This is a genomic window from Micromonospora sp. DH13 (genome assembly GCF_020873825.1).
Taxonomy (GTDB): domain Bacteria; phylum Actinomycetota; class Actinomycetes; order Mycobacteriales; family Micromonosporaceae; genus Micromonospora; species Micromonospora haikouensis.
Genome location: NZ_JAHWGR010000020.1, coordinates 1 through 14,283 on the forward strand (window position 1 = coordinate 1; position 14,283 = coordinate 14,283).

Genomic DNA, 14,283 nt, shown 5'->3' on the forward strand with positions numbered 1-14,283 from the left:
GGGGACGTGGACCCGGCCGGACGGCACCATCCTGCTCGTCACCGCCGGCGGCGACAGGGTAGTGCGGCTGTGGGACCCCAACAGCCTGCAACCCGCCGGCGAGCTCCACGGCCACACCGACGCCGTGAGCGCAGCGGCTACCTGGACCCGGCCGGACGGCATCACCCTGCTCGTCACCGCCGGCAACGACGCGTGCGCCCTGACATGGACGTCCGCATTCAACAAGGGCGTCTCTGTTTGACCGCTGGGGCTACCGGGCTTTACCCTCCGACGCATGCATACCTGTTTCGGCAGGTATGCGGGGTATGGGGGTTCAGATCCCCCCGGCGACACATCACCGGCCTGCTCAGCCAGGGTCCACCCGTTCTTGCGGGCCAAGCCCGAGACCAGCCCACACAGGTACTGCCGTGCCCGCCGACACGGCTCCGACCGGCGAAACCGCACCCCGATCCGAGCATGGAGCTGGTCCGACACCGCATGCCAACGATCGATACCAACGTCCGTCACGAGCTGACCAACGAACCCAACCCGAAGGGGATTCGCCTACTGCCGTTGCAGTACTAGGCCGCCGACCTCGCGGTGCGAGCAGGTCATCGATCCGGGGAGTCGGCTTCACAACCAAGCCGGCGGATCGCGGTAGGCACTTCAGCCATCCGAGCACCTGGGGCGCGGGGGCAGGGCCGATCGAGGGAACAGTCAGTCTGCCTGGGCGCGACCGCCTAGGGCTGCGGAGAGTCGTAGCGATATGGCAGATTGCCTGAGTGCTAAGAGTTGCGGTGCTTCGCTGTAGCCAGGTGATGTACGACCGCCTGTTCCGGGAACGTCCTTCACCTGACGCGGCGATGCGATCGTTCGCGTACCGGATCTTTCCCTGGGAGTCGAATCGCTGGCACGTCGGCGTTCTCTTGGCCGAGAGCGGGAACGAGCTGACCGTGGTAGGCGTCGGCTTGGTGCACCGGGGTCGCCAGGCCGCGACCTACGAACGGAATGTCGACGTCGAGGACGTCACCGCGACCAGCGCACAGATCCACGTAACCCGAATCAAAGACAGGCTCGGCGGGTTCGCCGATGCGGTGTCGCAGGACGGCCCGATCACCGAAGCCCGGGGACGACGGCTGCTTGACGCGCTTGTCGCTGAGTCACCGGACTTGAAGCCGGTCATCGCTCGGCTCGTACGTCGCATCTCTGACAGTGTCACCGCAGGCACGGCCGGGGAGCTGCAGGGTCTCCAGAAGGACGGCACCGGCGTATTGCTTATGGCGCGCGGCATGGACCGCAGCGAGTTACGCCAGTACGTACCTCAGCCGGCCGGCACCCCGTTCATCGCAGGTGTCTCTGGCGCTTCGATGATCGAACCAGGTCCCGATCAAGTGGTGCTGCCGTCGATCGAGACGTTGAGATATCAGAAGCTCCGAACTGACCCGGAACCGGAACTGAACCCGGAAGATCCTAGGGAAGAATCGCTCCAGCTCGGAAAGATCACCGAGGACCAGCTGATCAACCACGACGCTGATCGCGTGCCGTTTCAGGACTGGTTCCGGCTCCATGACCAGCGAGTTGGATGGCGCACCTTCACCGACGGCTTCAAGCGGATGGAGATCTTCAACGCCAACCGCAGCGACGCCGAGCACGAGATGGGCATTGACCTTATCTACCACAACGTCGCCCATGACAGCTTTGTGATGATTCAATACAAGCGAATGCGGCCAGAGGCCGACCTGGTATATCGACCAGACCACAACCTGTCCAGCGAGCTCGAGCGCATGGCGCAGGTCGATGAGGAATGCCGCAAGCACGACATTGATCCCAGCGACGATGTGCGGCTACTGTCCACGCCTTGCATGGTTAAGCTTTGCGCGCCCCAGACCGTGGTCCAAGACTCGATCGAATTGATCACGGGCATGTACCTCAGCCGGGAGCACTTCGAGACACTGCTATCCTCACCATTGTGCCAGGGACCACGCGGCGGCGTCTGCATGACCTTTGGAAACGTGCCCCGTTACCTGAACAACACTACGTTCGCCGAACTTCTCGGTGCCGGCTGGATCGGCAGTCGGGGGCGCGGAAGCGACTACGTCGGGCAACAGATTGCCGCGAGTCTCGAAGCCGGACGCTCGGTGGTTGCGGGAATCGACCGCACACCACGAATAGCCAGGAATCGCCGATCTCGATCACGGAAGCAATGAGCCTTTTCCAACCTGATCCCGCAGGTCAGGGATGGCGTTCGTAGCCCGGGGTCGATGAGGGCGAGGCCCCAGGTAAGACAGCAAATCGACCAAAACCCGATGCCCCGACCGGGAGCCTCGCCTGTGCTGTCTTACCCGTCCACGATCTCGTTGTCCAGCCGGACCCTGAACCACCTGGCCGACCGCATCCGAAGCCACCGCCACCAGCGCCGATCCAGGTGGCGGCGCCTCGACGCGGGACGGCAGGCACTGCTCGCCCTGGCTCACCTGCGCAACGGTGACACCTACACCCGCCTCGCTGCCGGATTCACCGTCGGCGTGAGCACCGCCTGGCGGTATGTCCAGGAAGCGATAGCCCTGCTCGCGACGACCGCCGATGACCTGGCCACCGCCATGGACCGGATCCGCCGACTGGCGTACGCGATCCTGGACGGCACCCTGATTCCGATCGACCGGGTCGCCGACCAGAAGCCGTACTACTCCGGGAAACACAAGCACCACGGCATGAACGTTCAGGTCATCGCCGACGCCGCCGGCCGCCTCATCTGGGCTTCGCCGGCACTGCCCGGCTCGGTCCACGACCTGACCGCAGCCCGAACCCACGGCATAATCGACGTGCTGAGCAGCGCGAACGTGATGGCCTTCGCCGACAAGGGCTACCAGGGCGCCCGCGGCAGCGTGCGCACGCCGTTCAAGCGGCGCCGCTTCCGGCCGAAGCTGTCACGCCGGCAGAAGGCCGTCAACCGCGCCCACGCGACGATCCGCGCCCGGGGCGAACGCGCGATCGCCACCCTCAAGACCTGGAAGATCCTGGCCAAGCTGCGCTGCTGCCCACGACGAGCGACCACGATCGTGTAGGCCATCCTCGTTCTGCACCACGTCGAAGCCAACCGCTACCCAGGATGAAAAGGCTGTGAAGGTAGGTGTTGGCTGGCCTGGGGCTGGCTGGCAGGGTCAGCGTCATGATCGCGGCTGGGTGTGGCTCATGAAAATGGTGGCCCCACGAGGTGCTCTCAGTGAGATCTGCCCATCCGGTCTGCGGTCGGGCGCCGGCCCTGTCCCTCTCGGTGGCTTGATCAGAAGCTTGCCCGGTCCGTTGCAGCGGATCGTGGCTCATCACAGTCCTGCCGCGAGAGCACACAGCCCGGGCCGACGCCGTCACGACGTCTTCCGGGAAGGCAGTACGCCGCAATGGCCATCGTTGCAGACCAGTACGACTTCGTCATCGGTGTGGACACCCACGCCGCCTCCCACACGCTCGCCTTGATCACCGCTGGCACCGGCGCGGTCGGGCAGCAGGCTCAGTTCCCGACCAGCCCGTCAGGGCTGCGCCGTGCCGTCGACTGGATCGAACGCCACACCCACCAGTCGCCGACGCTGATCGTCATCGACGGCGCCGGTTCCTACGGCGCCACCTTCACCGAGCAGCTTTCTGCAGCCGGCTTGACCGTCGCCGAGGCCCCCGACGTTGCGGCCACCACCCGGCGTCGCCGTGGCAAGAGCGACGCCGTGGACGCCGTCGCGATGGCTCAAGCAGCTCGCAGCCTCGACATCAACGAACTGTGCTGGCCACGCGCCGGCGGCGATCGCACAGCCCTGCGCGTCCTGACAGTGGCTCGCGAACAGATGAGCGGCGAACGCACCCGCGCGGTCAACGCGCTGACCGCGCTGCTACGCACCGTCGACCTCGGCATCGACGCCCGCCGCGCCCTGACCACCACGACGATCGCCACCGTCGCGGCCTGGCGCACCCGCAGCGACAACGCCACCCTGGCCGTCTGCCGCGTCGAGGCGATCCGGCTGGCGCGTCGCATCCGCGCTCTCGACGCAGAACTCGCCGCCAACCACACCGCGCTGCACGAAGCTGTCACCGCGCAAGCGCCACAACTGCTCGCCCTGCCAGGTGTCGGCGCCGTCGTCGCCGCCACCGTTCTGCTGGCCTGGTCCCACCCCGGCCGCGTTCGCTCCGAAGCCGCGTTCGCTGCCCTGGCCGGCGCGTCACCGCTACCGGCTTCATCAGGCAATACCACCCGCTACCGGCTCAACCGCGGCGGCGACCGACGCCTCAACCGAGCGCTCTACACCGTCGCGCTGGTCCGCATGGGCCACGACCCTCGCACCCGCGACTACGTGAACCGCCGCACCCGCGAAGGACGCACCAAACGCGAGATCATGCGCAGCCTCAAGCGCTACATCAGCCGGCAACTCTTCCGCACCCTGAACGGCGCCCACCCAGCCACCAGCACCACTTGACAGCTATAGAAGCATCTCAATGTTGCCGGTGCAGATCATTGAGGCGCTTGAGAAGTCGCAGCCCTACCAGTCCCCATGGGGCCCTGAGAGCAATCTGACCTGGTGGGTCAACGAGCTGGCCCGGAAGGACCGCCACCGAGTGCTCCACGTCGGGCTCGGCCGTGTTGACGAGCACCGCATCCGGGTTGCACCGCCAAGCGGCGTCACCATTCAGTTCGACGAGACCGTCGAGCCGTACAGCCACATCGAGCGGGAACTGGTGGTCGGGCGCTTCACTGTCGTGCGCGCAGCGGCCCGGACGTGGCAGCAGCGCAACCTCGGCAAGCATGGGTATCGACCCACCCGCGACTTGGCGGGTCTGCTGCACCGATAGGTGACAGGTGCAGCAGACCCGAGCCGCGCCGGCAGGCGCTGAGTTCTGGTTGGGGTTGCTGCTGCTACTGGCGAGCAAGGACAACCGCCCCCTGGCCGAGGCCGCCGGCGACACCACGCCGGACCGGATGCAACGGCTCCTCAACACGTCCGCGTGGTCATCGGTGATCACGATGGCGACGTCGGCACTAGCACCGCGCCAGAACAGCCTACTGCCAGCGAAGACACCGAATCTCCCAGCCACCACTGGAGTAGCCGCGCAGCCCGACGGGTCGGCCACTCAACAGCCGAATGGAATAATCTGGGGTGTGCGTACGCGGTGCTAGACGTAGTACTCTAACTGGGTCACCTGGGGCGGGAGTGGTAGGGTGCTCCGAGGATCGGGCCAATGTGGGGGTGGTGGATGGACGGGGATGTAGCCGCTCAGCCGACCATGCTCGTGTTGGCCCGGGAGTCGCGTGGCATGACGCAGGCCGAAGTGGCGGGCCGGATGAGTGGCCTCGCGGACGGTATGCAGGTCTCGCAGGGGTATGTCAGCAAGGCCGAGGCTGGACGGCTGGCGGTGACGGGCCAGAGGTTGGAGTTGTACGCGCAGGCGGTGCGGTACCCGGTGACCGTCTTGTGCGCCGACCCCGATGTGCACGGTGTCGGGGTCGGCCTGGTTCACCACCGCAAGCGCGCCTCACTCGGCGCCCCGACTTTGAGGCGTGTTCACGCGGAGCTGGCCTTCTCTCGGATGCAGGTACGGGCGCTGTGGAGCGCGGCCGACGTGCCACAGGACCATTCGTTTCGGCGCATCGAGCTGGATGACTTCAATACCCCTGCCGACGCGGCGATTACTGTCCGCAAGGAGTGGGGAGTCGCGGGCGGGCCGGTTACTCGACTCGTCGAGCTGATCGAGGAGGCGGGCGGGCTGGTACTCGTTCGGGACCTTGGGACTCGCGAGTTGGACGCGGTGACCCAGTGGGCGGACGGTGAAGCGCCGTTGTTCCTGTTTAACGCGCAGGCGCCCGCTGATCGATTTAGGTGGAGCTTGGCTCACGAGCTGGGTCACGTGTTCATGCATGACCAGCCTGGTGCTACCTCCCTTCAGGAGCGCCAGGCCGACGAGTTCGCCAGCGAGTTCCTCCTTCCGGCTGCCAACGTCAGGACGGAGCTGAAGGGCCGCTTGGACCTGAACCGGTTGGTCGAGCTGAAGAACCAGTGGGGTGTGTCGATGGCGGCTATCGCGCGTCGCGCCGCCGGGCTGGGCGTGATCACTGACTGGCAGTACCGCAATGTCATGGTCGAGATGTCCGCGCTGGGGTACCGCACTCAGGAGCCTGGGGATGTCGAGCGTGAGTACCCGTACATGGTGTCTAACGTCGTTACCCGCTTGAAGAAGGACGTCGGCCTGAGTGTCGACAAGATCTCGGCCCTCGCTGGGCTTCTGCCTGAGGAGTTCGAGGTCCTGTACCAGGCGGGTGACGTCGATACATATCGTGAGGTGAATCGATGACCCAACCTCCCGTCTGGTCGTCCCCCGCGCCTGCCCAGCCGGCTGCTGCGGCCCAGGCTGTATACGGTCGCGTCCTGCTGTTCGCGTCGCCACGGCACGGCGGGACCGTTCCTCAGTACCTGCATGAGACCCGTAGTGGTTACGGGCTATGCGGGCCAAAGGCCGGCCTCGTCGCCGCGAAGGTTCGACGCGATGGATACGAAGGGCTGCTGCTGGCTGATCCGGGTGCCTATCGCACCCAGGCGGCGACCGAGGAGGAGCCGTTCGATCTGCCGACGGGCCAGTTGTTCGGCGGCGACCTCGACACCGTTCTGCAGGACCAGTTCGATCGGGGAGCCAGTCTTGCCGTTGCGCCCTCGCGGTTCATCCACGCTGGGGATATGAGCGCCTTCAATGGGTTGGTGAGGGCGGCGCAGGCCGTCGAGCGGGATGACGTGATCATTCCGGTGGCTGTCGACGCCGCCTGGCTTCGCCCGGAGTTCCTCGGCAAGCTCACCGCTGGACTGCGTCGGATCCAGGCCGTCAAGGCCATCGCGCTCGGCGGCCAGGGCAACCCCATGGCGAGCTTCGCGAAGGCGACCGAGAACCTCCGGGCCCTCGTGGGTGAGGTGCCGAATCTTGGGTTGTGGTTGGGGGATCAGCTCACGGCGTTCGACTGTATGGCGTTCGGGGCCGCGTTCGCGGTGATCGGTGCGGGTGGTTCGCTGCGGCACGTCGTTCCGCCGTCTGAGGAGCCGGAGGCGAGGCGGCCGTTCAACCACACCCCGTCGGTGTTCATCCCCGAGATGTTGCGTTACAGCGTGGGCGAGTACATCGCGGAGAGGTACGCAAACTGCGCTGCTCCCCGCTGCTACTGCGCGGCGTGTGGCGACCGCAGCTTGGATTCGTTCAACAGCCGTCGTGGCGAGGTCCGAGCCGCCGCTCAGGCCCACAACGGTGCCGTGTGGACCAGCACGCTCGATGATCTCTTCGACCACGCGACAGCCGATGAGCGCCAGGTCTGGTGGAAGGGCCACTGCAGGGCAGCAGTTGAGGCGCAGAAGCGCGAGAGTCGGCGCATTGAGCAGCCGGGCGCCTTCAAGCCATCGAAGCCTCTCGCCAAGATGGCCGAGCTGCCGTTGTCGTCCGAGGTCTCGTCCACCGGCGGCTGAAAGTTCATACCACCTGGTGGTAAGCCCTCTCAAGGAACTGCCAGCCCGCAGCAGTGAACCGCTGACGGCGGAACTTTGCCGGCTCCGCTAGAACCTCGGTCCCGGCTTGATCCACTACTACGACACCAATGCCATAGAAGTTGGCCTGTAGCCGCACCTCGTCCGGGTCTGCGGGTCGCCGGTTCAGCACCATCGCACGGGCGCAGAAAGGCGCGAACCGGCCCGCTATCTCTAGCCCGACGCGCCAGGCCCGCGCGGCGACGGAGACCAAGGCGAGGTCGACCGCTACTGGAGGTACGGCCTCCCGGACGATCTCGCCGTTGACGATTGATACTGCCCCTCGCGGCGCACGCCGGAGGGCTGCTCGTTCCCACCGGGTCAGGGACGTGATCGGCACCGGCATGTGCAGCGGCAGGTCCAGCAGCAGATTCAGCACGTCCGGCGAGGAGATGGCGCCCATCTGCCTCGTTGCCCGTCTGTCGACTTCTTGCTGGTCTAGGCGATGCACGAGCAGGGCTTGCGTACGGAGGATTGGCACGAGCTTGCAGCAGAGGTCGGCTTTCGGTTCCCCGGTCGAAGCAGCCTTGACCGCATCTGCCAGAGCCTCTGCTGTGCCGATCATGATCTTCACCCTGCCTCACGTCGTTGACACGGAAGCCGCTGGGCCCCGCGTTTGTGATGTTGCCGGTACAAAGTCCCGCAAACTATGAACGAGTGAACCGATGGCAGCCCACACCTGTTCGCTACCGCACCGTTGGTACCACTGCCGGCGGTCCCCGGGAACCCTTGCGATGCGATCAAGCAGTCCAAGGCCCATCAGGTCCTTGACCGGCGCGTAGTACACGGCCGGCGCCACCCCGTGGATTCTCGCCACCTCGGTGAGGTTGATCCGGCCGTCCACCGCGCTGGCCAGGGCGCCGAGCAGCTCAAGCTTGTGCTGATTCCCGAACAGACACGCCGACAACCAGCGCTCGTTGCGTGGCCGCAGCTGACGCATGTAGGCAGATTACAGATTATGTATTTCATAATCCAGTCCCAGGTCCATTCATACAGGCAGCCCCGGCTTACATCCATGTATGCAGGTTTTCGCCCACTATGCCCGACTCGCCGTTGAAGGCTGCCCAAGAGGTGGGTTGGGAACGAAGAAGTGCCTCCTGATCAGGCAGGATAGAACCTGCCAAGGGTCCGATGTTCCTGCCGCGGAAGTCACTTGCTGGGTGACCCGTACCGCAACACATCCGAGGATCACGGTGACCAGAGGCGAACGAGGCGTGGTAGGTCACACCCGCACCCGACTACTCACCGATCTTGTCGCCGGCACGACCGGCCTGGCCAGTGCACTCAGCCGCTTCCTGGCCGGGCTGCGGCATCGCCGGGGCGGTCCTGACCCGGTCAGGGATTGCGGTCGATGTGGCGGCGATGCTCGCTGACGGCGGCGAAGCCATCTCCGATCCTGCGGTACTGCGCAACCAGGCCGGCCTGTTCGGGGTCGGTCGCGTCTGACCCGAATGCATGGCGGCTGTTGTCACAGCTCGACGAACGATGCTGGACGATCCGAGAGCTGCTGGGGCCCAAGCGCGTGAGATCGCCTGCGCCCAGCGCGCCGAGGTCCACGGCGACCTGCCCACGGTGACCGTGGCAGGCCGGCACGTCGCTGGTCTGGTCCTGGACATCGACGCCACTACCGCGCTCTGCCACTTCGAGAAGAATCCGCAACTCGGAACCTGGAAGAGGAGTTGTCCTCACTCCATGCGACGGCCGAGCACGCCGTACGCCCACGCTACGGCCTCGATGGTTCCCGCTGGCTCTGGTCACTGCCGCAGGGTTCCCCGGGCAGCGATGGGTGACGGTAGAGTCGCGTACCTCCGGGTGCTCCTTCCGGCGGGCGGACGGCCCGCCGACAACTGTGACGGGATTCGAAGCGCAGTGACGACGACCACGACCGTGCACGACGTCATCAAGGCGATCCGCGACCGCTCATCGAGCAATCGTGATCGTGGCACCGGTTTTGAGGAGTTGATGCTTCAGTACCTGAGCACCGACCCGCAGTGGACCGAGCAGTTCAGCCGGGTGTGGATGTGGGCCGACTGGCCGGGGACGGCACACGACAAGCGGGATGTCGGCATCGACCTGGTCGCGCAGGACCGGGAGACGGGTGGTTACTGCGCCATCCAGTGCAAGTTCTACGAGCCGCACCACACCGTCGAGAAGGCAGACATCGACTCCTTCTTCACCGCCTCCGGGAAGGGTGGCTTCACCCGCCGCTTGATCATCTCGACGACCGACAAGTGGAACGTTCACGCTGAGGCGGCGCTCGCCGATCAGCAGGTTCCGGTCACGCGGATCGGACTCGACGAGATCGCGCAGAGCCCGGTGCAGTGGCACATGCCTACCCTCGGTGACCGCGTCGAGATGACGCTGCGACAGAAGCACGATATCCGCCCCCATCAGCGTGAAGCGATTGACGATGTCTTCGCCCGCTTCGCCAAACACAGCCGTGGCAAGCTGATCATGGCGTGCGGCACCGGCAAGACGTTCACTAGCCTGAAGATCGCCGAACGGCTGCAGCGCGAGCGGGCGGTCGCTGGAGAGGCGAAGCACACCTCCGTGCTCTTCCTGGTGCCCTCCATCGCCTTGTTGTCGCAGAGCCTGCGGGAATGGTCGTACGAGTCCGAGGTGCCGCTGCGGGCGTTCGCGGTGTGCTCGGACACGAAGGTCGGAAAGCAGCGGGCCGCCACGGGCGACGACAACGACATGGCCACCTACGACCTGGCCCTGCCTGCCACCACCGACCCCGATCGCCTGATCGAACAAATGGCCAGCGTTGAGGCTGAGCCAGGGCTGACCGTGGTCTTCTCCACCTACCAGTCCATCGGCACCGTGGCGGCGGCCCAGCGCAGGGGTCTGTCCCGCTTTGACCTGGTCCTGTGCGACGAGGCCCATCGCACAACCGGTGTCACGCTGGCCGGCCACGACGAGTCGTCGTTCGTCCGGGTCCACGACGACACCTACCTCGGCGGCGACCGCCGCCTCTACATGACCGCAACCCCGCGGATCTACAACGAGGACACCAAGTCCGAGGCGCGCAACGCCGACGCGCTGCTGGCCTCGATGGACGACGAAGCCACGTACGGCCCTGAGTTCCATCGGCTAGGCTTCGGAAAAGCCGTCGAGCAGGGTCTGCTCACCGATTACAGGGTTCTCATCCTCACCGTGGACGAGGGCAGGGTCGCCAAGACGCTGCAGCAGGGCCTTGCCGGCGGGGGCTCCGAGCTGAGGCTAGACGACGCCGCGAAGATCATCGGCTGCTGGAACGCGATGGCGAAACGCACCGGCACGTTCGCCGACGGCTCCGGGTTCGCCGAGGGTGAGGCGCCCATGAAACGGGCTGTCGCGTTCGCCCGCTCAATTGCAGACTCCACGGCGATCGCCAAGCGTTTCACCGAGGTGGTCGATGCCTACGACGACGCCGACGACGAGGTGCTGCGCTGCGAGGTCGAGCACGTCGACGGCACGTTTAACACGCTGCGGCGTAACAAGCTGCTCGACTGGCTGAAGCAGGACCCGGGCCCGGCCAACGCGCGCATCCTCTCCAACGCCCGCTGCCTCTCGGAGGGCGTGGACGTCCCGAGCCTGGACGCCGTCCTCTTCCTTCACCCCCGCAACTCGGTGGTGGACGTCGTTCAATCCGTCGGGCGGGTCATGCGCCTTGCGCCAGGCAAGAACTACGGCTACATCATCCTGCCGGTCGCCATCCCCGCCGGTATGGCCCCGGAGAAGGCGCTCGCCGACAACCAACGCTTCAAGACGGTGTGGCAGGTACTCCAGGCGCTACGCGCCCACGACGACCGCTTCAACGCAACGGTCAACCAGATCGAGCTGAACAAGAACAAGCCCGACAACAAGATCGGCATCGGCAGCATCGGCCCAGGTGACGAGTCGTTCGGCGACCGCGACGGATCGAGCACAGCCGACAGCGCCGAAGCCGCCAAGGCAAAGGAAGCCCAGAGCGCCAAGCACATCCAGGAAGCGCTCTTCTCCGTCACCGACTGGCGAGAGGCGATCTACGCCCGTATCGTCGACAAGGTCGGCCAGCGGCAGTACTGGGAAGACTGGGCGAGGGACATCGCCCAAATCGCCGACCGTCACGTCACCCGGATCAAGGCCGCGCTGACTCTTCCAGAGAAGCGGAGCGCCTTCGAGGAGTTCCTCGGCGAACTCCGCGTCAACATCAACCCCGGCGTCAACGAGAGCGACGCTATCGACATGCTGGCCCAGCATATCGTCACCAAGCCGGTCTTCGACGCGTTGTTCAAGGACTACGGCTTCGCCGAGCACAACCCGGTCTCCAAGGCCATGCAGCGGATGCTCGATATCCTCGACGATCAAGGGCTTGACGCCGAGAGCAAGAAGCTCGAGGAGTTCTACCAGTCGGTGCGAGTCCGCGCCGAGGGCATCGACAACCACGAGGGCCGCCAGCGCGTTATCGTCGAATTGTACGACAAGTTCTTCAAGACCGCCCTGCCGAAGACCGCTGACGCCCTCGGTATCGTCTACACCCCCGTCGAGGTGGTCGACTTCATCATCCGCTCGACCGAGCAGGCGCTGAACAAGCACTTCGGTCGCTCGCTGTCGGACGAGGGCGTCCAGATCATCGACCCGTTCGTCGGCACCGGCACATTCCCGGTCCGCCTTCTCCAGTCCGGCTTCATCAAGCCAGAAGACTTGCTCCGCAAATACGCGAGCGAGCTGCATGCCAACGAGATCGTGCTGCTTGCCTACTACATCGCTGCCGTCAACATCGAGGCTGCCTTCCATGAACTGGCCGGCGGCGACTATCGCCCCTTCGAAGGCATCGTCCTGACGGACACCTTCCAGCTCGCCGAGGGTATTGCGAAGCTGGACGGGATGGACGTCCTCGAAGGCAACAGCGAACGCGCCAAGAGACAACAGAAGCAGAACATCACCGTCGTCATCGGCAACCCGCCTTACTCGAAGGGCCAGGAAAATCAGAACGACAACAACCAGAATCTGAAATACGAGGCCCTTGACGGGCGCATCAAGCAAACGTACGCGGCGCTCTCGACTGCCACCAACAAAAACTCTCTCTACGACTCCTACATTCGAGCGATTCGATGGGCGTCCGATCGACTAAAAGACGAGGGAGTCATCGCTTACGTCTCCAACGGTGGCTACATTGACGGCAATACGGCAGACGGCCTGCGAAAGTCCTTGGTTGACGAGTTCGATGAGATCTACTGCTATAATTTGCGCGGAAATCAGCGCACTGCCGGTGAGTTGTCTCGCAAAGAAGGCGGCAAGATCTTCGACTCAGGGAGCCGCAACACCGTTGCCATCCTGGTCTTAATCAAGGGCGGCAACGGCGGCGATGCAAACCTGGGATGCGCGTTGCACTACCGGGATATCGGCAACTACCTTAGTCGCCAGGAAAAGCTGCGGATCCTCGGCTCCCAAAGCCTGCACACGGTTGATTGGCAACGACTGACGCCGAACACGAATGGGGACTGGATCAATCAACGCGACGAGAGATTCGCAAAGTTCCAGGCAATCGGCGATAAGGCCGCAAAGGGCAAAAATATGCCGATCTTTGACCTCTACTCTCCTGGGCTCCAGACTAACCGCGATGCATGGGTCTATAACTACTCTCAAGAGCGGCTGGCGGAGAACGTAAAGTCGATGATCGGCTTCTACAACGAACAGGTCGTCGGCTTTACGCAGCACTGCAGATCAGCCGGAATCGTCGCGCCGAAGGCTGCGGATGCAGAATCGTACATAAACCGTGACCCTCGGCGGATAAGCTGGTCCTCAAGCCTGATCCTCAAGCTAGCTCAGCGCAAGCGAATCGAATACGATGCGGAGCGTTTGACTGTCGGCGCGTATCGCCCTTTTAGTCGCCAGGCAGTTTACTTCGATCAGGACCTCAATCATCGACCTGGCCGCCTTCCTCAAATTTTCCCCACGATGAAGCACGACAACTTGGGCTTCTACACCACGGGCACAGGATCAGATGAGCCATTCTCAGTGCTGATGTTTGACGCTGTTCCCGATTTGCATGCCGTTGGCACTAAGAGCGTCGGGCCGCACTTTCCCCGCTACTCCTATCAGAGACTTGGCGATGGGGACGGCCTCTTCGCCGTAGCCGAATACGTGCGTATCGACAACGTTAACGATGGTGCACTGCGCGACTATCAGGCGCATTACAACAATCCGGGCATCACGAAGGACGCCATCTTCTATTACGTCTACGGCCTGCTGCACTCGCCTGCGTACCGGGAGCGATTCGCGGCCGATCTAAAGAAGTCGCTGCCGCGGATCCCGAAGGTGGCCGACTTCAGCGGCTTCGCGGAGGCCGGCCGCAAGCTTGCCGATCTTCACGTCGGCTACGAGCGTGTGGAGCCATACAAGGGTGTTGTTGAGACGGTTGCGGGCGACGCATCTACCACTCCACTTAACGAGCTGTACCGAGTTGGCAAGATGAAGTTTGCCAGGACCAAAGGTGTGGTGGATCGGTCGACGATCCTTTACAACCACCGCGTGACCCTCAGCAACATCCCCGAGGATGCGTACCGCTACCAACTCGGCGCCCGTGCGGCCATTGAATGGATCATCGACCGGTACCAGGTCAAGACCGACAAGGACTCGGGGATCGTCAACGACCCGAACGATTGGTCTGACGATGCGCGTTACGTGGTGGACCTGATCAAGAGAGTCGTGACCGTCAGCCTAGAAACCATGAAGATAGTAGACACTTTACCCGATTTGGATGTCTTGGATTAGCGGTAGCGATGCTGAGCCAACCATG

Annotated in this window: 10 protein-coding genes and 2 pseudogenes; 9 read left to right on the plus strand and 3 right to left on the minus strand. The window is 64.3% G+C overall.

Annotated features, from left to right (window positions below):
- The coding region (locus LPA42_RS19405) for a WD40 repeat domain-containing protein (RefSeq protein WP_228986768.1) at positions 1 to 241 on the plus strand (241 nt) is incomplete at its 5' end.
- 71 nt (positions 242 to 312) lie between these two features.
- Here the strand turns inward: LPA42_RS19405 and LPA42_RS19410 are convergent.
- Positions 313 to 492, minus strand: a pseudogene (locus tag LPA42_RS19410) (IS701 family transposase); the annotation flags it as partial.
- A gap of 305 nt (positions 493 to 797) precedes the next feature.
- Here LPA42_RS19410 and LPA42_RS19415 point away from each other — a divergent pair.
- From LPA42_RS19415 to LPA42_RS19440, 6 genes are all read left to right on the plus strand, one after another.
- Positions 798 to 2,186, plus strand: a complete 1,389-nt coding sequence (locus tag LPA42_RS19415; protein WP_228986764.1) for a hypothetical protein — start codon at positions 798 to 800, stop codon at positions 2,184 to 2,186.
- Between the two features lie 123 nt (positions 2,187 to 2,309).
- Complete coding sequence (locus LPA42_RS19420; RefSeq protein WP_077940472.1) at positions 2,310 to 3,044, plus strand: transposase family protein; 735 nt, start codon at positions 2,310 to 2,312, stop codon at positions 3,042 to 3,044.
- 333 nt (positions 3,045 to 3,377) lie between these two features.
- Positions 3,378 to 4,439 carry an IS110 family transposase gene (locus LPA42_RS19425; RefSeq protein ID WP_077940473.1) on the plus strand — a complete coding sequence of 354 codons (1,062 nt, stop codon included), beginning with the start codon at positions 3,378 to 3,380 and terminating at the stop codon, positions 4,437 to 4,439.
- 28 nt (positions 4,440 to 4,467) lie between these two features.
- Complete coding sequence (locus LPA42_RS19430; protein ID WP_077940474.1) at positions 4,468 to 4,812, plus strand: hypothetical protein; 345 nt, start codon at positions 4,468 to 4,470, stop codon at positions 4,810 to 4,812.
- A gap of 432 nt (positions 4,813 to 5,244) precedes the next feature.
- Entirely contained in the window at positions 5,245 to 6,309 is a 1,065-nt protein-coding gene (locus LPA42_RS19435; protein WP_077940478.1) for an ImmA/IrrE family metallo-endopeptidase, read from the plus strand.
- Entirely contained in the window at positions 6,306 to 7,460 is a 1,155-nt protein-coding gene (locus LPA42_RS19440) for a hypothetical protein (protein ID WP_077940475.1), read from the plus strand. Before LPA42_RS19435 ends, LPA42_RS19440 begins: the two co-directional genes overlap by 4 nt.
- 4 nt (positions 7,461 to 7,464) lie before the next feature.
- Here LPA42_RS19440 and LPA42_RS19445 read toward each other — a convergent pair whose 3' ends face one another.
- Complete coding sequence (locus tag LPA42_RS19445; RefSeq protein ID WP_077940476.1) at positions 7,465 to 8,091, minus strand: hypothetical protein; 627 nt, start codon at positions 8,089 to 8,091, stop codon at positions 7,465 to 7,467.
- A gap of 6 nt (positions 8,092 to 8,097) precedes the next feature.
- Complete coding sequence (locus LPA42_RS19450) at positions 8,098 to 8,457, minus strand: hypothetical protein (RefSeq protein WP_144082847.1); 360 nt, start codon at positions 8,455 to 8,457, stop codon at positions 8,098 to 8,100.
- Positions 8,458 to 8,677: 220 nt separating this feature from the next.
- Between LPA42_RS19450 and LPA42_RS19455 the strand changes: the two are divergent.
- Both LPA42_RS19455 and LPA42_RS19460 read left to right on the plus strand, forming a co-directional pair.
- Positions 8,678 to 9,197: pseudogene (locus LPA42_RS19455) on the plus strand (IS1380 family transposase); the annotation flags it as partial.
- Between the two features lie 189 nt (positions 9,198 to 9,386).
- Positions 9,387 to 14,258, plus strand: a complete 4,872-nt coding sequence (locus LPA42_RS19460) for a DEAD/DEAH box helicase (RefSeq protein WP_228986765.1) — start codon at positions 9,387 to 9,389, stop codon at positions 14,256 to 14,258.
- Positions 14,259 to 14,283: the final 25 nt, after the last annotated feature.